Origin of the sequence: Nonomuraea sp. NPDC005650, from assembly GCF_040605375.1 — a bacterium.
Taxonomy (GTDB): domain Bacteria; phylum Actinomycetota; class Actinomycetes; order Streptosporangiales; family Streptosporangiaceae; genus Nonomuraea.
This window is the reverse complement of record NZ_JBEXCR010000003.1, coordinates 356,847-374,467: the sequence shown is the minus strand read 5'-3', so window position 1 is coordinate 374,467 and position 17,621 is coordinate 356,847. Positions and strand designations below refer to the sequence as shown.

General features: G+C 69.6%; 19 protein-coding genes. 13 read left to right on the top strand and 6 right to left on the bottom strand.

The features are described from left to right. The first annotated feature begins 65 nt into the window (after positions 1 to 65). From ABZS69_RS07225 to ABZS69_RS07215, 3 genes are read left to right on the top strand one after another with little or no spacing between them, the layout of a single operon-like run. The gene (locus tag ABZS69_RS07225) at positions 66 to 1,013 is read left to right on the top strand and encodes an MBL fold metallo-hydrolase (RefSeq protein ID WP_355367923.1); all 948 of its coding nucleotides are present in this window, start codon (positions 66 to 68) and stop codon (positions 1,011 to 1,013) included. Then, positions 1,010 to 2,560 carry an FAD-dependent monooxygenase gene (locus ABZS69_RS07220; RefSeq protein ID WP_355367920.1) on the top strand — a complete coding sequence of 517 codons (1,551 nt, stop codon included), beginning with the start codon at positions 1,010 to 1,012 and terminating at the stop codon, positions 2,558 to 2,560. The genes ABZS69_RS07225 and ABZS69_RS07220 overlap by 4 nt, the downstream gene beginning before the upstream one ends. Then, on the top strand, positions 2,557 to 3,990 hold the full coding sequence (locus ABZS69_RS07215) for a trehalose-6-phosphate synthase (protein ID WP_355367917.1): 1,434 nt from the start codon (positions 2,557 to 2,559) through the stop codon (positions 3,988 to 3,990). The genes ABZS69_RS07220 and ABZS69_RS07215 overlap by 4 nt, the downstream gene beginning before the upstream one ends. On the opposite strand, the gene ABZS69_RS07210 is transcribed toward ABZS69_RS07215, so the two are convergent. Further along, positions 3,923 to 4,207, bottom strand: coding sequence for a DUF4235 domain-containing protein (locus tag ABZS69_RS07210; RefSeq protein WP_355367914.1), 285 nt, complete (start codon positions 4,205 to 4,207; stop codon positions 3,923 to 3,925). The genes ABZS69_RS07215 and ABZS69_RS07210 overlap by 68 nt on opposite strands. Positions 4,208 to 4,285: 78 nt before the next feature. On the opposite strand from ABZS69_RS07210, the gene valS reads away from it, so the two are divergent. After that, the gene (gene valS / locus ABZS69_RS07205) at positions 4,286 to 6,793 is read left to right on the top strand and encodes a valine--tRNA ligase (protein WP_355367911.1); all 2,508 of its coding nucleotides are present in this window, start codon (positions 4,286 to 4,288) and stop codon (positions 6,791 to 6,793) included. A 57-nt stretch (positions 6,794 to 6,850) separates the two neighbouring features. On the opposite strand, the gene ABZS69_RS07200 is transcribed toward valS, so the two are convergent. Further along, entirely contained in the window at positions 6,851 to 7,369 is a 519-nt protein-coding gene (locus tag ABZS69_RS07200) for a winged helix-turn-helix domain-containing protein (protein WP_355367908.1), read from the bottom strand. Between the two features lie 57 nt (positions 7,370 to 7,426). On the opposite strand from ABZS69_RS07200, the gene ABZS69_RS07195 reads away from it, so the two are divergent. The 7 genes from ABZS69_RS07195 to ABZS69_RS07165 all read left to right on the top strand — a co-directional run bounded on the left by ABZS69_RS07195 (position 7,427) and on the right by ABZS69_RS07165 (position 12,862). Next, complete coding sequence (locus ABZS69_RS07195; protein WP_355367905.1) at positions 7,427 to 8,665, top strand: MFS transporter; 1,239 nt, start codon at positions 7,427 to 7,429, stop codon at positions 8,663 to 8,665. 123 nt (positions 8,666 to 8,788) lie between these two features. Continuing rightward, a complete protein-coding gene (locus ABZS69_RS07190; protein ID WP_355367902.1) occupies positions 8,789 to 10,048 on the top strand; it encodes an AI-2E family transporter in 1,260 nt (419 codons plus the stop codon). A 234-nt stretch (positions 10,049 to 10,282) separates the two neighbouring features. Then, positions 10,283 to 10,723, top strand: a complete 441-nt coding sequence (gene dut, locus ABZS69_RS07185) for a dUTP diphosphatase (RefSeq protein WP_355367899.1) — start codon at positions 10,283 to 10,285, stop codon at positions 10,721 to 10,723. Positions 10,724 to 10,769: 46 nt separating this feature from the next. Further along, complete coding sequence (locus ABZS69_RS07180; RefSeq protein ID WP_355367896.1) at positions 10,770 to 11,408, top strand: DUF3710 domain-containing protein; 639 nt, start codon at positions 10,770 to 10,772, stop codon at positions 11,406 to 11,408. 39 nt (positions 11,409 to 11,447) lie between these two features. Continuing rightward, positions 11,448 to 11,834, top strand: coding sequence for an OB-fold nucleic acid binding domain-containing protein (locus tag ABZS69_RS07175; protein ID WP_090929309.1), 387 nt, complete (start codon positions 11,448 to 11,450; stop codon positions 11,832 to 11,834). A 3-nt stretch (positions 11,835 to 11,837) separates the two neighbouring features. Continuing rightward, positions 11,838 to 12,509 (top strand): DUF3159 domain-containing protein, encoded by a 672-nt coding sequence (locus ABZS69_RS07170; protein WP_355367893.1) that lies wholly within the window; start codon positions 11,838 to 11,840, stop codon positions 12,507 to 12,509. Between the two features lie 131 nt (positions 12,510 to 12,640). Continuing rightward, a complete protein-coding gene (locus tag ABZS69_RS07165; protein ID WP_355367890.1) occupies positions 12,641 to 12,862 on the top strand; it encodes a hypothetical protein in 222 nt (73 codons plus the stop codon). Between the two features lie 69 nt (positions 12,863 to 12,931). On the opposite strand, the gene ABZS69_RS07160 is transcribed toward ABZS69_RS07165, so the two are convergent. Beyond that, on the bottom strand, positions 12,932 to 13,453 hold the full coding sequence (locus ABZS69_RS07160; RefSeq protein WP_355367887.1) for an ATP-binding protein: 522 nt from the start codon (positions 13,451 to 13,453) through the stop codon (positions 12,932 to 12,934). A 204-nt stretch (positions 13,454 to 13,657) separates the two neighbouring features. On the opposite strand from ABZS69_RS07160, the gene ABZS69_RS07155 reads away from it, so the two are divergent. Together ABZS69_RS07155 and ABZS69_RS07150 are read left to right on the top strand one after the other, a co-directional pair. Beyond that, on the top strand, positions 13,658 to 14,512 hold the full coding sequence (locus tag ABZS69_RS07155) for a helix-turn-helix transcriptional regulator (RefSeq protein ID WP_355367884.1): 855 nt from the start codon (positions 13,658 to 13,660) through the stop codon (positions 14,510 to 14,512). 21 nt (positions 14,513 to 14,533) lie between these two features. Then, a complete protein-coding gene (locus ABZS69_RS07150; protein WP_355367881.1) occupies positions 14,534 to 14,788 on the top strand; it encodes a DUF397 domain-containing protein in 255 nt (84 codons plus the stop codon). Positions 14,789 to 15,052: 264 nt separating this feature from the next. Here ABZS69_RS07150 and ABZS69_RS07145 read toward each other — a convergent pair whose 3' ends face one another. The 3 genes from ABZS69_RS07145 to ABZS69_RS07135 form a co-directional block, all read right to left on the bottom strand. Further along, positions 15,053 to 16,024, bottom strand: coding sequence for a hypothetical protein (locus ABZS69_RS07145; protein ID WP_355367878.1), 972 nt, complete (start codon positions 16,022 to 16,024; stop codon positions 15,053 to 15,055). Positions 16,025 to 16,295: 271 nt separating this feature from the next. Beyond that, positions 16,296 to 16,955, bottom strand: coding sequence for a TrkA family potassium uptake protein (locus tag ABZS69_RS07140; RefSeq protein ID WP_350722859.1), 660 nt, complete (start codon positions 16,953 to 16,955; stop codon positions 16,296 to 16,298). After that, positions 16,955 to 17,620, bottom strand: a complete 666-nt coding sequence (locus ABZS69_RS07135; protein ID WP_355367875.1) for a TrkA family potassium uptake protein — start codon at positions 17,618 to 17,620, stop codon at positions 16,955 to 16,957. Before ABZS69_RS07135 ends, ABZS69_RS07140 begins: the two co-directional genes overlap by 1 nt. Position 17,621: the final 1 nt, after the last annotated feature.

The window sequence follows — 17,621 nt, the reverse complement described above, 5'->3', positions numbered from 1 at the left end:
TGGGCAGGGCCGGGTGAGCGGGAAGGGGTTCTGTTGGTGCTGACCGCGCTGCGGGAGGAGTGGTGATGGCCAAACCGTTCGCCTCGTCGGCCGATCTCGGCGAGAAGAAGCAGTCCATGGAGGTGCTGGCCGAGGGCGTCTACGCGCTCACGGCAGAAGGCGATCCGAATGTCGGCGCCATCGAGGCCGAGGACTTCCTCGTCTGCTTCGAGGCGCTCGCCACGCCCGTGGCCGCCCGCGAGTGGCTGGCCAGGCTGCGGGAGCACACCGACAAACCGATCAGATACCTGGTGCTGTCGCACTACCACGCCGTCCGGGTGCTGGGCGCGTCGGCGTTCGGCGCGGACGTGATCGTGACGCACGACAAGACCCGCGAGCTGATCGCCGAGCGCGGCGAGCAGGACTGGGCCAGCGAGTACGCCAGGATGCCCCGCCTGTTCAAGGAGCCCGGGTCGATCCCGGGGCTGACGTGGCCGACGGCGACATTCAGCGACACGTTCACCATCGACCTGGGCGGCGACCGGGGCGACCTGGTGCTGGCCTACTGCGGGCGCGGCCACACCGAGGGCGACCTGGTGGCCTGGCTGCCGAAGCGGCGGATCATGTTCGCGGGCGACCTCGTCGAGTCCCAGGCCGCCCTCTACACCGGCGACGCCTTCCACCTCGACTGGTCCGCCGCGACGCTCGACAAGGTCGCGTCGTTCGGGGCGGAGACGCTGGTCGGCGGCCGGGGCGCGGTGGCGCGCGGCAGGCAGGGCGTCGAGGCGGCCATCGCGCAGACGCGCGACTTCCTCACCGTGATGCTGCGCGAGGTCGGCGCGGCGGGCTCGGTCAGGGAGGCGTTCGAGCGCACGCACCGGGAGCTGGAGCCACGGTACGGGTCCTGGCCGATCTTCGAGCACTGCCTGCCGTTCAACGTCTCCAGGCTCTGGGACGAACTGCACGGCGTCGAACGCCCGCGCATCTGGACCGCCGAGCGCGACCGCGAAGTCTGGGACCAGCTCCAGCGATGAACGCCCCGGCTGGCGCGCAGGTCATCGTGGTCGGGGCGGGGCCGGTCGGGCAGAGCGCCGCGCTGCTGCTGGCCCGATGGGGCATCCAGGTGCTGGTGCTCGACCGGCGGCGGGGGCGCGACTCCACCGGGTCGAAGTCCATCTGCCAGCAGCGCGACGTGCTCGACATCTGGGCCGCCGCCGGAGCGGGCAAGATCGCCGAGGAGGGCCTGGCCTGGACCACCGCCCGCACGTACTACCGCGACCGCGAGCTGTTCTCCTGGTCGTTCGAGCGCGAGGGCCCGCTGCCGGCCTGCGTGAACATCTCCCAGACGCGCACCGAGCAGCTCCTGGACGAGGCGATCGCGGCGCAGCCGCTGATCGAGGTGCGCTGGGACCACGAGGTCACCGGCCTCGACCAGGACCCCTCGGGCGTGACGGTCCGCTGCGGGCAGCGGTCGCTGCGCGCGCCTTACGCGCTGGTGTGCGCGGGCGCCCGGGCCCAGCACGTACGGCAGACGCTCGGCGTCTCGTTCGACGGGGAGACGTTCGACGACCAGTTCCTCATCTGCGACATCAAGGCGGAGCTGCCCGGCTGGGAGAACGAGCGCCGCTTCTACTTCGACCCGCCCTGGAACCCGGGCCGCCAGGTCCTGATCCACCCCTGCCCGGGTGGCGCGTTCCGGATCGACTGGCAGATCGCGCCCGACTTCATCCCAACAAAAGCCGATATTTCGCGGAAAATTAGGCAAATCATCGGTGACCGGCCCTATGACCTGCTCTGGCAGACCACGTACCGCTTCCACTCCCGCATCGCCTCCCGCATGCGCGTCGGCCGGGTCCTGCTGGCCGGCGACAGCGCCCACCTGGTGGCCCCGTTCGGCGCCAGGGGGCTCAACTCCGGCGTGCCCGACGCCGAGAACGCGGCCTGGAAGCTGGCCTTCGTGCTCAACGGCTGGGCGGGGGAGGGGCTGCTGGAGTCGTACCACGCCGAGCGGCACGCGGCGGCGCGGGAGAACCTCGAGATCACCGCGGCCACGATGCGCTTCCTGGTCCCCAGGACCGTGGAGGAGCGCGTGCGCAGGCGGGCCGTGCTGGAGGGCGGGCTGGTGGCGGAGGTGGACTCGGGCCGGTTCGCGGAGCCGTTCTGGTACGTGGACTCGCCGCTGACCACCCCCGAGCCGACGCGGCCGTTCGGAGGCAGGCCGCCCAAGGGCGCGCTGTGCGCTCCGGCGCCCGGCGTGATCCTCCCGGACGCGCGACTTCCGGGCGGGAGATTGCGGGAGTTTTGTCGTGACGGTTTTCTCGTGTTGTTGGGTGATATGTGCGATTCGCGTTTGTTTGCGCAGGTCTTGGGCAAGGTCATTACGGCGCCACTTGCCGTGCGCGGGTTCGCGGAGATGGACGGGACCGGTTCACTCGCAGAAAGGCTCGGCGCCGGACCGGATGAGGCATGGCTCATCAGGCCCGACTCCCACATCGCAGCGATCATCCCCCATGCGGGCCCGGACGCGGTGGCGGGCGCCGTCCGCCGCGTGCTCGGAAGACAACAGGAGGAAACTGCGTGACTGGCCGTAGCTCGTTTCTGATCGTCGCGAACCGGTTGCCGGTGGATCGGACGATCGAGCCTGACGGAACGGCCGCGTGGCGCAGGAGCCCTGGCGGGCTCGTGACCGCGATCGCACCGGTGATGAAGCGCCGGCACGGAGCCTGGCTCGGCTGGCACGGCGCCCCCGACGAGAAGCTGGAGCCGTTCGAGCAGGACGGCATGAACCTCATCCCGATCCCCCTGTCGGCCGGTGAGGTGGAGCTGTACTACGAGGGCTTCTCCAACGCCACGCTCTGGCCGCTCTACCACGACGTGGTGGCGCCGCCGGTGTTCGACCGGGCGATGTGGGACACCTACCGCGCCGTCAACGAGCGCTTCGCCAACGCCGCCGCCGACGCCGCCGAGAAGGGCGCGGTGGTCTGGGTGCAGGACTACCAGCTCCAGCTCGTCCCCGCCATGCTGCGCAGGCTCAGGCCGGACCTGCGGATCGGGTTCTTCCTGCACATCCCGTTCCCGCCGACCGAGCTGTTCTGGCGGCTGCCGTGGCGCAAGGACCTCGTCGAAGGGCTGCTCGGGGCCGACCTGGTGGGCTTCCAGCTGCCCGGCGGGGCCTCGAACTTCCGCCGGCTGTGCCGGAGGCTGCTCGGGCTGCCGTACAAGGGGAACGAGATCTTCCTCGACGACCGGGTGGTGACGACGCAGGCGTTCCCCATCTCGGTGGATTTCGGGCAGCTCGACTCGCTGGTGCGCGACCCGCAGATCATGGCGCGGGCCAAGGAGGTCAGGGCGGAGCTGGGCGATCCCGAGCACGTGCTGCTCGGCGTCGACCGGCTCGACTACACCAAGGGCATCGGGCAGCGGCTGGAGGCGTTCGGCGAGCTGCTCAAGGACGGGAAGCTGAAGGCCAACGAGGCCGTGTTCGTGCAGATCGCCACGCCCAGCAGGGAACGGGTGGAGGAGTACAAGCGGCTGCGCGACGACATCGAGCTGCAGGTCGGGCGGATCAACGGCGAGCACGCGCAGCTCGGCTACCAGCCGGTCCAGTATTTCCACCAGTCGTACGACCACGCGGAGCTGGCCGCCCTCTACCTCGCCGCCGACGTCATGGTCGTGACCCCGCTGCGCGACGGGATGAACCTGGTCGCCAAGGAGTACATCTCGTGCCACCACGACCTGCACGGCGCGCTGGTGCTCAGCGAGTTCGCCGGGGCGGCCGACGAGCTGCGCCAGGCCTACCTGGTCAACCCGTACGACGTGGAGGACGTCAAGCGGCAGATGCTGGCCGCGATGCGGGCCACGCCGCACGAGCTGGCCCGGCGGATGCGCACGATGCGCCGCCGGGTCGCCACCTACGACGTGGACCGCTGGGCCAACGAGTTTCTCACTGCTCTGGAGTCACCTGCTTCACAGACTTCCACGCGTCGTAGCGCTTCTTGGCGGTCCGGTTGACCACGATCTGCGCCACGGACATGCCGACGCCCATGAGCACGGCGTAGCCGATGGCCTCACCCAGGCTGACCTCGGGCGAGTCCGTGTCGACCGGCGGCTCTTTCCCGGTCGCCTTCACCCAGACGAACCCGAGGATCTTCCTCGCCGCCCAGGCGGTCGCCAGACCCACCAGGCCCCCGATGACGCGCCAGGCGATATCGGGCTTGTCCTCCGCCATGCCGATCTCCCTTCCCCTCTGTAACGAACACTAGTCTGTACCGCTTGCCGCGCCTGCGAAGCCGTACCATATGGAGGCATGACTCAACAGCGACTACGCCATGCCGCCATGCCGGAAAAGCCGACCCTCGACGGCTTGGAGCAGGTATGGGTAGCTCGCTGGGAAGCCGAGGGCACCTACCGGTTCGACCGGTCCGCCTCGCGCGAGCAGGTCTACTCCATCGACACGCCGCCGCCGACCGTGTCCGGGTCGCTGCACGTGGGTCATGTCTTCTCCTTCACCCACACCGACGTCATGGCCCGCTACCAGCGGATGATCGGCAAGTCGGTGTTCTACCCGATCGGCTGGGACGACAACGGCCTGCCCACCGAGCGCCGGGTGCAGAACGTCTACGGCGTGCGCTGCGACCCGTCGCTGCCCTACGACCCCGGCTTCGAGCCGCCGGACAAGCCCGGCAAGCGTGAGATCTCCATCTCGCGGCGCAACTTCGTGGAGCTGTGCCACAAGCTGACCGCCCTCGACGAGCAGGCGTTCGAGGAGGTCTGGCGGCGGGTCGGCCTGTCGGTCGACTGGTCGCTGCTCTACACCACGATCAGCGACGAGGCGCAGGCGGTCTCGCAGCGGGCGTTCCTGCGCAACTTGCTGCGCGGGGAGGCATACCTCAGCGAGGCGCCGACGCTGTGGGACGTCACCTTCCGCACCGCCGTCGCCCAGGCCGAGCTGGAGGACCGCGAGTGGCCGGGCGCGTTCCACAAGATCTCGTTCTACGGCGAGAAGGGCCCGGTCTTCATCGAGACGACCAGGCCCGAGCTGATCCCGGCGTGCGTGGCGCTGGTCGCCCACCCCGACGACGAGCGCTACCAGCCGCTGTTCGGCACGTCGGTGCTGACGCCGCTGTTCGGGGTGGAGGTGCCGGTGCTGGCCCACCGGCTGGCCGAGCCCGACAAGGGCACCGGCATCGCGATGATCTGCACGTTCGGCGACATCACCGACGTCACCTGGTGGCGTGAGCTGCACCTGCCGACCCGGCCGGTCATCGGCTGGGACGGGCGGCTGCTGCCCGAGCCGCCGGAGGGCGTGGAGGCGGAGCCGTACAAGGAGCTGGCCGGCAAGACCGTCCACAGCGCCCGCGAGCGGATCGTGGAGCTGCTGCGCGAGTCCGGCGACCTGGAGGGCGAGCCGAGGCCCGTCTCGCGCACGGTCAAGTTCTACGAGAAGGGCGACCGGCCGCTCGAGATCGTCACCACCCGCCAGTGGTACATCCGCAACGGCGGGCGTGACGAGGAGCTGCGCGCACGGCTCCTGGCGCGCGGCGGCGAGCTGGCCTGGCACCCGCCGCACATGCGCGTGCGCTACGACAACTGGGTCGAGGGGCTCACCAGCGACTGGCTGATCTCCCGCCAGCGGTTCTTCGGCGTGCCGTTCCCGGTGTGGTATCCGATCGACGAGTCGGGGCAGCTCGTCCACGACGCGCCGATCGTGCCCCCGGAGGACATGCTGCCGGTCGACCCGTCCTCCGACGTGCCGCCCGGCTACACCGAGGACCAGCGCGGCGTGCCCGGCGGGTTCGTGGCCGACCCCGACGTGATGGACACCTGGGCCACCTCGTCGCTGACGCCGCAGATCGCGGGCCGCTGGCAGACCGACGACGACCTGTTCGGGCGGGTCTTCCCGGCCGATCTGCGGCCGCAGGCCCACGAGATCATCCGCACCTGGCTGTTCTCGACCGTGGTCAGGTCGCACTACGAGTTCGGCCGGTTGCCGTGGAGCGACGTCGCGATCTCGGGCTGGATCCTCGACCCCGACCGCAAGAAGATGTCCAAGTCCAAGGGCAACGTGGTCACCCCGCTCGACCTGCTGAAGCAGCACGGCTCCGACGCGGTGCGCTACTGGGCGGCCAACGGCCGCTACGGCGTGGACACCGCGTTCGACGCCGGACAGCTCAAGATCGGGCGACGGCTCGCGATCAAGATCCTCAACGCGTCCAAGTTCGTCCTCGGCCTGGCCGGGAACGACGGAGAGATCACCGAGCCGCTCGACCTGTCGATGCTCGCGGCCCTGTCCGACGTCGTGCGCGAGGCCGGTCAGGCGTTCGACGCCTACGACCACACCAGGGCGCTGGAGGTCGTGGAGCGCTTCTTCTGGGCGTTCTGCGACGACTACCTGGAGCTGGTCAAGGCCAGGGCCTACGAGTCCGGCCCGGCCGCCGCCTCGGCCCACGCGGCGCTGCGGCAGGCGCTCGACGTGCTGCTGCGGCTGTTCGCGCCGTTCCTGCCCTTCGTGACAGAAGAGGTGTGGTCGTGGTGGCAGGAGGGGTCGGTGCACCGGGCGCCGTGGCCCGTGCTTTCGCACGGGACCGGCGACCCGGCCGTGCTGGCCGTGGCCTCCGAGGTGCTCGGTCAGGTGCGCAAGGCCAAGTCCGGGGCCAAGCTGTCGATGCGGGCCGAGGTCTCCAGGTTGACCGTTTGGGCGCCCGAAGTCGGGCTTGTCCGCCAGGCTCAGGACGACCTTTGCGCCGCAGGCACTGTGGAGGAGTTCGTCTTGGAGTATGGTGACGAGCTGAAAGTCGAGGTCCACCTGGGCTGACGTCCGGATGGCAGGACGCCGGGCCGCCCCTTCGCGGGGCGCCCGGCGTCCGCGCGTTCAGGGGTCTCGGGTGACGTCGCGGTGCAGGGCCAGGAAGATCGAGTACGCCTCCCCGTCCGGCGGCGGCTGCCGCTCGAGGAACTCCTCGAACAGCTCCTCCAGCCGCCGGCGCAGCTCCGCGTGCCCCTCCGGGGAGAGCCTGAGCCCCAGCCTGACGAGGTCGGCCTCCTCGATGTCGATGAGCCTGCTCTCCGCCAGGAACGCGTCGAGCATCGCGGCGCTGCCCCCCGTCACGCCGCTCTCGCGGACGTCCATCTCCCATGACTTGCCGGTGGCCCGGTAGGGGATCTCCGTGGAGCCGCGCGGCCCCGGACGGCTGGGCCCGGCGGCCAGGAAGCCGGTCTCCACGAGCTTGCGCACGTGGTGGAGCGTGGTGGCCGGGTTCGCGTCGAGGCGGCCGGCGATCTCCTTGTTGGTGAGCGCCTGGTCGAGACAGAGCCGCAGGATGCGCAGCCGTACGGCCGAGGCCAGCGCGCGGGCCTCGGCCTCGGTGGCGGGGCGGCGTTGGGTGCCCATGGACGATGACTCTATAACCGGTTGATTTTTCTCAATCGGTCAGGGATCCTCTGACGGGTGAGCCTGTTACGCGAGCGCGATTTCCGCCGGTTGTTCCTCGCCGACACCGCCAGCCAGGCGGGCAGCCAGCTCCTGGTGCTGGCCCTGCCGCTGGTGGCCGTGTCGGCGCTGCGGGCCTCGGAGTTCGAGGTGGGCCTGCTGGGCGCGTGCCAGACGCTGGCGTTCGTGGCGATCGGGCTCCCCGCCGGCGCCCTCGTCGACCGGCTGCGCAAGCGCGCGGTCATGGTGGTCAGTGATTGGGCGAGGGCGCTGGCGCTCGGCTCCGTGCCGGTGGCGTGGTGGCTGGACGTGCTGACGATCTACCAGTTGTACGCGGTGGCGCTCGTGCTGGGCGTGTTCACCGTGTTCTTCGACGTCGCGTACCAGAGCTACCTGCCCCATCTGGTCCGGCGCGAGCGGCTCGTCGAGGCCAACTCCACGCTGGAGGTCGTGCGTACGGTGGCGCAGGTCGGCGGGCCGAGCGCGGGCGGCTACCTGATCCAGCTCCTGACCGCGCCGTTCGCGCTGGCCGCCACTGTGGCGGGGTTCGCCTGGTCGGCGCTGTGCCTGGCGGCGATCCGCAGGCGCGAGCCCCGCCAGGAAGCCCCGCGGGCCCACCTGGGCAAGGAGATCGCCGAAGGCGTGCGCTTCGTGCTCGGGCAGCGGCTGCTGCGCCGCATCGCGGCCTGCACCGCCACCGCGAACCTCTTCGCCGCTGTGGCCCAGCCGATGGTCCTGCTGCTCCTGGCCAGGGAGCTCGGCCTGGGCGCGGGCGCCATCGGGCTGCTCATGGCCTCCGGCGGCCTCGGCGGGGTCGTCGGCGCGCTGGTCAACGCCCGGGTCGTCAGGTGGCTCGGGCAGGGGCCGGCGATGTGGCTGGGCATCGCCGTGCCCGCGCCGCTGACGTTCGTGCTGCCGTGGATGGAGGCCGACTGGCGGCTGGGGCTGTTCGTGGCCTGCGAGTTCTGCGTCGGGGCGGGGGTGGTGGTCTACAACGTCACGCAGGTCAGCTTCCGCCAGGCCATCACGCCCGAGCCGATGCTCGGGCGGATGAACGCCACCATGCGCTTCCTCGTCTGGGGGACGCTGCCGCTGGGCGGGCTGATCGGCGGCGTGCTGGGCGCGGCGATCGGCGTCAGGAACACGCTCCTGGTGGCCGCGGCCGGGGCCTGCCTGGCGTTCCTGCCGCTGGTCACCTCGCCCCTGCGCTCGATGCGGGAACTGTCCGCGGCCGGTCACCCGGACGCGCGTCCGTGAGGGCTGGACGAGGGCCGACGGCGACCCGCCCGCGTCCCTCGTACCGGCCCGATCCGCGGCTCATACGCCGCACCGGCGGTTATCCGCGCGCATTCACGGCCCGGACATGCCAGTCTTGAACACGTGTTGCCCGACCGCCCAACCAAGCTCGTGCCGCCCGTGCTGGCCAAGATGGCCGCGTGGTGCGCGTGCCTGATCCTCGTCGGCGTGGTCGTCTACTTCTTCGCCCTCGTCATCGCCCGGCTCACGTTCGTGGCGCTGCCCGTCGCGATCGCGCTGCTGCTGACCGCGCTGCTGTTCCCGCTGACCAACAGCCTCCGCCAGACGGGCATGCGGCCCATCTACGCCACGTGGATCACCATGCTGGTGGCCTTGGCGGTGCTGACCGGCACCGGATGGCTGGTGGGGGCGCGGGCCAGCGACGAGTTCCCCAACCTCGTCCAGCAGGTGCAGGCGACGGCGAGATCGGTGCAGGACTGGCTGATCACCGGCCCGCTGCATCTCAAAGAGGCGCAGATCACGAGCTACGTCGACGAGATCGCCACCATGGTCAACCAGCAGCGCACGGCCATCACCGGCACCGTGCTGACGGCCGGGGCGGTCGCCTTCGAGGTGCTTGCGTCCATCGTGCTGCTGCTGTTCGTGACGTTCTTCCTGCTCAAGGACGGCGACCGGATCTGGGCATGGGTCCTGCGGGGGTTCGGCACCGTCGCGCCGCGCGTGGACCGGGCCGGGCGGGCCGCCTGGGCCACGCTCTCCCACTACGTGCAGGGCACCGTGGCCGTGGCCGCCGTGCACGGGCTGATCATGGGCATCGTGCTGGCGGGGATGGGTGTGCCGCTGTGGGCGCCGCTGGCCGTGCTGATCTTCTTCGCCAGTTTCATCCCGATCGTGGGCATCTTCTTCGCCGGCACGGTCGCCACCCTCGTCACGCTGGGCGCCAAGGGGCTCGTCTACGCGCTGATCTTCCTCGGGATCCTCGTCATCGAGCAGCAGCTGGAAAACCACGTGCTCCAGCCGCTGATCGTGGGCCGGGCACTGAACTTCCACCCGCTGGCGATCATCCTGGTGCTGGCCATCGGCGGCATCCTGGCCGGCATCGCGGGGGCGGCCGTCGCCGTGCCGGTGGCCGCGGTGATCTACCGGGCGCTGCCCGAGCTCCGGCTGCAACGGCCGGCCCTGCCACCGCCCAGCCACGGTCCCGGCGAGCGCGAGGGCCCCGGAGGGGACTCCGGGGGAGGGCCCGGCGAGGTTCCCCGTCCCCGCGGCGAGGGCGCCGGTCATCGCGACGACGAGCCCGGACCGCGGGCCGAGGGCTCCGGCGGCGCAGAGCCGGGCCCCGGAGGCAAGGGCGAGAGCGGCCGGCGGGTCGACACCGAGTAACCTCGTCAGCCGTGACTCCTGTCTCCTCCTCGTTCCCACGGGCACGACACTCCACTTGCGTGCCGGGTGCGACCGCATCGCGGGTGAGAAGGCGTACCTTGAGGCTGAGGGGCGAAAACGGCGCCCCGGACGGTCCGGTCGCCGTCCGCGCGGCAGCGCTGTTCGCCGAGGTGGGCATGGGACACTTCGCCAAGCACGCCACCGTACAGAACACCGGGACTACGAGGTGAACCCTTGAGCAACGTAGAGGTCCTCATCCAGCGGCTCGACGCCGGGCTGCCGATGCCGTCCTACGCCCATGCGGGGGACGCGGGCGCCGACCTCTACGCGGCCGAGGACGTCGAGTTGCTGCCCGGCGAGCGGGCCGTCGTCGGGACGGGCGTCGCGATCGCCCTGCCCGACGGCTACGCCGCGTTCGTCCACCCGCGGTCCGGGCTGGCGGCCAAGCACGGCGTCACGCTGGTCAACGCGCCGGGCACGGTCGACGCCGGCTACCGCGGCGAGATCAGGGTGACGCTGATCAACACCGACACCAAGGAGCCGTTCCGCCTCCAGCGGGGCGACCGGGTGGCCCAGCTCGTGGTCCAGCAGGTCGAACGCGCTGCCTTCTACGAGGTGGAGCGCCTGCCCGGCTCGGTGCGCGGCGCCAACGGATTCGGATCGACAGGACGATGATCAATGGGCCGCGCTGACGGCCCCGCGAGCGAGGAGAGTGAGGAACGTGTTCCGACGTCGTCGTCGTGAGCAGCCGGAACAGGTGGCCGAGCAGGAGTCTGCCGCGCCCACGCGAGATTCCGGACCGTGGGACGCCGACGAGCCCCACCCGGAGACCGACAGGATCGACCTGGGCGGCCTGCGGCTGCCGCACAATCCTGACTTCGACGTGCGGCTGGCCTCCGTCGGAGACCAGCACGTCGGTGTCGTGGTGCTCCACGAGGAGAGCTCGCTGCAGCTTCAGGCCCTGGCCGCACCGCGGAGCTCGGGCCTGTGGGACGAGGTCAAGACCAAGATCCTGGCTCAGACGAAGCAGCTGGAGGAGCGGGAGGGCCCGTTCGGCAGCGAGCTGCGGGGCGAGATGAAGGTCGACGACAGCTCCCGCCCCGCCCGATATCTCGGCATCGACGGGCCCCGCTGGTTCCTGCTCGCGGTGATCTCCGGCAAGGCGGCGCTCGACGAGAGCGTCGCGGCGGCGTACATCGACTTCGTCAAGGACGTCGTGGTGGTGCGCGGCAGCGAGCCGATGGCCCGTGAGGAGCCCATCCCGCTGCGCCGTCCCAACGAACAGGCGGGCGAGAAGGTGGAGGAGCGGCCCGGGCTCAACCCGTTCAAACGAGGACCGGAAATAAGCGAGATTCGCTGAGGGCTGACATCGGGCCGACATCACATAGGCTGATTCATCATGAGTACGGCAGAGCCTCCGAAACGCGGGGGATTGCGCGGGTTCTTCAGTCGGCTGGCCTCACCCCAGTCCGAGATCGAGGCCCAGGAACTGCGAGAAGACGCCGATGAGGTTGGCGCGACCCCCATCGTCTCGTGTGGCGGCCGCCGACGCTTCTGCGTGGCGGGTACGCTACGTACGGTGACACTGCGTCCGAGGGGCGGTGCTCCCGCCCTTGAGGCCGAGCTCTACGACGGGTCCGACGTGATCGACCTGGTCTGGCTCGGCCGCCGCAAGATCGCGGGCATCGAGCCCGGCCGCACGGTCAAGGCCGAGGGCCTGGTCAGCATGCAGGACGGGCGCAAGGTGATGTTCAATCCGCGTTACGAGCTGCGCCCAGGGAGTTGACACGTGAGTGCTGAGGCGGACGAGGTTGCCCACGACACCGTTGAAGCGGCAGTGCGAGCCCAGCTCGCCAAGGCCTTCGGCGGGGTCCGCGGCATCATCGAGGCGGCGATCCCGACGATCGCGTTCACGCTGTGCTGGGTCACCACCGAGGAGCTGAAGCTTTCGCTCATCGTCAGCGTCTCCATCGCGGTGGTGCTCCTGCTGGTCAGGATCGTGCAGCGGTCCACGCCGCAGTTCGTGATCAACAGCTTGATCGGCATCGCGATCGGCGCGTTCTTCGCCAGCCGCAGCGGTGACGCGAAGGACTACTTCCTGCCAGGCATCCTGTGGAACGCCGGCTACATGGTGGCGATGCTGCTGTCGATCGTCACCCGGTGGCCGGTGGTGGGCTTCCTGATCGGCTCTGTCACGGGCGACCCGACCGCCTGGCACAAGGACCCGGGCGTCGTGCGGCTGTGCACGCGGCTGACCTGGCTGCTCCTGCTGCCGTGCGCGGTCCGGGTGGCCGTGCAGGCGCCGGTCTACTGGTTCGGGGGCGGCAACGAGGCGGTCGCCGCCCTCGGCTTCGCCAAGATCGTCATGGGCTGGCCGCTGCAGGTGGCCGCGCTCGGCGCCATGCTCTGGGTCCTCGGCCGCGGCCGTACCCCGATCAAGCCTCCGGTGGCGCCGGCCTGACCTCGACAGGCCCGGCCGCCATCCGGCCGGGCCTGGTAAAGAGCTCCGGATCATTTCCTTGAAGAGATGATCCACGAGCGCGGGTACGAAGGCTGGCGAACGATCACTTCGTGCCGTATCGGGGGCCCATCATGTACCCACGCGCCATCACCGCCCTGGCCACGACCGCTGCCGCCTTGTTCCTGGCGTCCGGGCCGGCGGTCGCCGACGACGACTGGAGCGGTCCGGAGGACCCGCTGTGCCAACGGCACATCGAGAGCCTGGAGTTCGGCTTCATCGTGCCGCCCTTCAAGATCACGGCGCGCTGTATCGACATGGACGGCCAGCGTGGCACCCGGGTGACCGTCGACTGAGCGCCCGCTCCTGGAAAGGCCTCTCGCCCGCTGGCGAGGGGTCTTTCGCCGTTCTCCGGCATCGGCCCGTCACTCGATGATCGCCCGTGAGCCCCAGAAACCGGAACCCCACCAGTTCGTACCGGTGAAGCGGTGGCAACAGGCGTCGGCCTCGCACGGCGCGGCGTTCACGACGGCGATCGGGCCGTCCTCCGCGGTGAACACCTCCGCCCACACCGCCCTGCCGCCGAGGGCGTCGTCGTGAACGCCCCAGCGGATCGCCGTCGCTCCGACTATCTGCAGGCCCCGCCCCGAGCAGCTCGTATCGCCTGCCGTACGCAGCTGGGGAGCGGTGGACGCGCCCTGGTCGATCACGTCGATGCGCGCGATGGCGTCGCCCATCTCGCGGACGGCGACGGTGATCAACCCGCCTGCCTGTCCGGAGACGGTGTGCAGGACGGCGTTTCCGACCAGTTCGCTGACGACGAGCAGCGCTCCGTCGACGCACCGGTGGCCCGCTGCCTGCAGAACGTTCCCGACGCAGTGGCGGGCCATGGACACCGACCGTCGCTTTCCGGGAAACACCAGTTCGGCCAGGAACTCTTTGTCCATCGCGTCCCTCCCGCCAGACCTGCGGTGTAGATCAGCGCCGCCACTCCCGAAGCATCACTCTTCGTATCTGAAGAGTGACGCAAGATAGCGACTGCTGCAACTGAAACTGCAAATTTGCATCGGGTCTCTCTCTGGTTACTCCTGGTGCAGATGCGGACGAGTTGCGTAACACTGGAAAGTCATGCACTGAAGGGGGGTTCGACTATGGCCGGTGGGCGCGGTCCCACACTCCGCCGCCGCAGGCTCGCGGGGGAGCTTCGCATTCTGCGCGAGCGCTCCGGACTCACCGGGGAGCAGGCGGGAGAGCGGCTCGGCTGGTCCATCAGCAAGGTCAGCCGCATCGAGACGGCGCAGGTCGGGGTGCGGGCCGGCGACCTCGCGGCGCTCTGTGACCTCTACGGGGTGGCGGGCGCCAGACGTGAGTCCCTTCACGAGCTCGCGCGCACCGCCACGCGGCGTGGCTGGTGGGAGACGTACGACTCGATCTCGACCGACTACGCGAACTACATCAGCCTCGAATCCGAGGCCGCGAGCATCAGGTGCTTCTCGCAGACCCTGATCCACGGCCTGCTGCAAACAGAGGACTACGCGCGTGCGGTCATCCGGGCGGCGCTCATGCCGTTCACGCCCGCTTCCGAGATCGATCGCCGGGTGGAGATCCGCATGACCCGACAGAAGATCCTTTATCGCGATAAATCGCTCAATATCTGGATGATTCTGGATGAAGCGTCGCTCAATCGTCTGATTGGCGGCACTGCGGTGATGAAGGCCCAATATGAGTCCTTGCTTCGGCTGTCGGAGTTGCCCAATGTCACGATCCAGGTCCTCGCCTGTTCCGTCGGAGCCCATCCCGGGGCCAACACCCCGTTCTCGATCCTTTCGTTCCGCGAGGTGTACGACCCTGACGTGGTCTACATCGAGACCATGACGAGTAATCTGTGGATCGAGGACGACAGTGAGGTCCACTCCTATAGCCTCGCCTTTGACCAAGTGCGCGCGATGGCGCACAGCCCAGACGACTCGGCGGCGTTGATCTCGGTATTGGTTGGACGGCTATAGATGGGAGAGGACCAGCAAGCGATGCACACGAGTCTGATCGACCCCTCCACCCTCACCTGGCGGAAGAGCCGGCGCAGCGACGGAGGCAACGGCTGCGTGGAGGTGGCGGTCGCCGACACCGCACCGACCGACAGCCCCCACAAGGCCAACCGAGGACGCCTGGTGCTCTTTCGTGACAGCGAGAGCCCGACGGGGCCTGTTCTGGCTTTCACCCGCCCCGAGCTCGAAGCGTTCTTCGGAGGGATCAAGGACGGGGAGTTCGACGATCTGATCTAGCCGCTGTGATGATCTCTCGGATCGGGCTCGCGAACACGTGGTCTGGGCGCTGCCGCATCGGGATCTGACCAGGCGAAACCCGGGTGACGGGAGCCGTCAGCCGGGGTTGCGGGATGTGGCGATCGCTACCGGCTCGGGAAGCGGAACGGCCGGCCCTGCCCAGGAACACGACCGGCGCTCGCCGGGACGCTGGGCAGGGCCGGCCGCCGTTCGTCGCCGACAGGGCGTTCCGTCAGAGCAACACCATGCAGATGTGGCGTTCCGTCACAGCAACACCATGCAGACGTACTCGCACGCGATGGCGCTCGCCCCGCAGTTCGCCTCGGCCGGGACGTCGAGCTGCCCGTAGAAGTCGTACGCCCACGTGACGATCTTGCCACTTGCGGTCAGCGCCATGCCGGCCAAGATCCCGGCGGAGATCGCGACGACGTCGGCCTGCGCCTCGTACGGGACTTCCAACTGCCCGTACTTGTTGTCGCCCCATGCGAGCACGGCACCGTTTTTGAGGGCGAGGCTGAAACCGGCGCCCGCGGAGACGGCGGTGACACCGGACTGTGCTTCGGCGGGCACCGTCAGGTTCGCGGGAAGGTCGGGCCCCCACGTGATGACGCGGCCGTCCTCCCGCAGCGCAAGAGCATGCCGCCGTGCGGAGACCGCGACGATGCCCTCCTTCGCCTCGTCGGGGACGGCGACATATCCATGCCATTGGATGACGCCGCCGTCCTTGAGAAAGAGGCCGTACGAGTTTCCGCCGTTCGCGCCGGTGATCGCGGTGACACCGGACTTCGCCTCCTCGGGGAGGGCCAGCTGGCTGTCGTGGGTGCCGCCCCAGACGATCACGCCACCGTCTCTGAGCGCGAAGGAATACGCGCCGGCCGTCGCGACCGCCGTGACGTCTCTGGTCGCCGCGACAGGCACTCGGACCAACCTCTGCTGGTTGGTGTCATTGAGGTTGAAGTTTCCCCAGGTGGTGACCCGCCCGTCCTTGAGCATCAGGTTGTACAGGTTCGCGCATGACCCGATGGAGACGGCGCTCACTCCCGACAACCCGGCCGTCGGCACTGCCGGGGCACTGGCCGGACCCCATTGGACGAGCTTGCCGCTGCCCGGGGCGCACTCGCCCTCGGCTGTGATCGATTGCGCTTGCGCAGGGGACATTTGCGAAACCGTCCCGCCCAGCACGGCGGCCGGCAGGCCGACCGCGGCCGTACGCATGAGCTGGCGTCTACTGATCACAAAGCCTCCATGAGGTGGTCCGACCCCTTACCGGGATGCCTGATCCGCACGGCATGTCCAGGCACAACGCGCGGCGCTGCTCCTGCCTGGTCGTGGCCGGCGACTGAGGATGCTAGGAGACCGATCTTCCGTTTTTCTTCCGTCGATATGCGGTGAAAACGGCCCGGAGGTGTGGAGGCAAGCCCTCCGTACGACGCGGAGTGCGTTGCGGGGGTGGAGGCCCTGGGAGGCGGGACGCGAGTGCTGAAGCGCCTCCCAGGAGAGGACCTGCCTAGTGCTGGGAGAGGAGGTGGGCGAGCTCCTGCTCCACCTCCTGGTTCGCGACGAACAGCAGTTCGTCGCCCGCCTCCAGCGGATCGTCGGCCGTCGGCACCAGGACCCGGCCCTCCCTGAGGATCGCCACCAGCGCCGAGTCCACCGGCCACGGCACCGAGCCGGCCCGCTGGCCCACGACCGGGGCGTCCTCGGCCAGCGTGAGCTCCACCAGGTTGGCCTGGCCCTGGCGGAAGGTCATCAGGCGGACGAGGTCGCCGACGCTGACCGCCTCCTCCACCAGCGCGCTCAGCAGGCGCGGGGTCGAGACGGCCACGTCGACGCCCCAGGACTCGTTGAAGAGCCACTCGTTGTTGGGGTGGTTGATGCGGGCCACCACGCGCGGCACGCCGTACTCGGTCTTGGCCAGCAGCGACACCACCAGGTTGACCTTGTCGTCGCCGGAGGAGGCGACCACGACGTGGCAGTTGTTGAGCCCGGCCTCGTCGAGGGAGGCGATCTCGCAGGCGTCGGCGAGGAGCCATTCGGCGCGCGGCACGCTGTCGATCTTGATGGCTCGGGGGTCCACGTCGATCAGCAGGACCTCGTGGCCGTTCTCCAGGAGCTCGGCCGCGATGGAGCGGCCCACGGCGCCCGCTCCGGCGATGGCGACGCGCATCACTCGTCCTCTTCCGGTGCCGCGGCGAGCACCTTGTTGATCCGATCCATGTCGTTCTCCGCGGCGATGACGTGGAGCACGTCGCCTTCCTGCACCACGGTGTCCTCCGTGATGGTCAGGGCCTCGCCCATGCGGTTGATGAAGGCCACGCGCGTCTTGACGCTGTGCTCCAGGTCGACGACGCGGCTGCCGATCCACTCGGGGTTGGCGGTGACCTCGGCCAGGATGACCGTGCCCGTGGGGTCGCGCCAGAGCGGCTCGGCGCCCTCGGGGAGGATGCGGCGCAGGATCTGGTCGGCCGTCCACCGTACGGTCGCCACCGTGGGGATGCCGAGCCGCTGGTAGACCTCGGCGCGGCGGGGGTCGTAGATGCGGGCCACCACGTTGTCCACGCCGAACGTCTCGCGGGCCACCCGGGCGGAGATGATGTTGGAGTTGTCGCCGCTGGAGACCGCGACGTACGCGGCGGCGGACTCGATGCCGGCCTCGGTGAGCACGTCGCGATCGAAGCCCACGCCCGTCACCCGCCGCCCTCGGAACCCGGCGCGAAGCCGCCGGAACGCCTGCGGATCGCGGTCGATGATGGCGACGGAATGGCCGCTGTCTTCGAGGATATGAGCGAGAGTCGAACCGACCCGGCCGCACCCCATGATCACTATATGCATT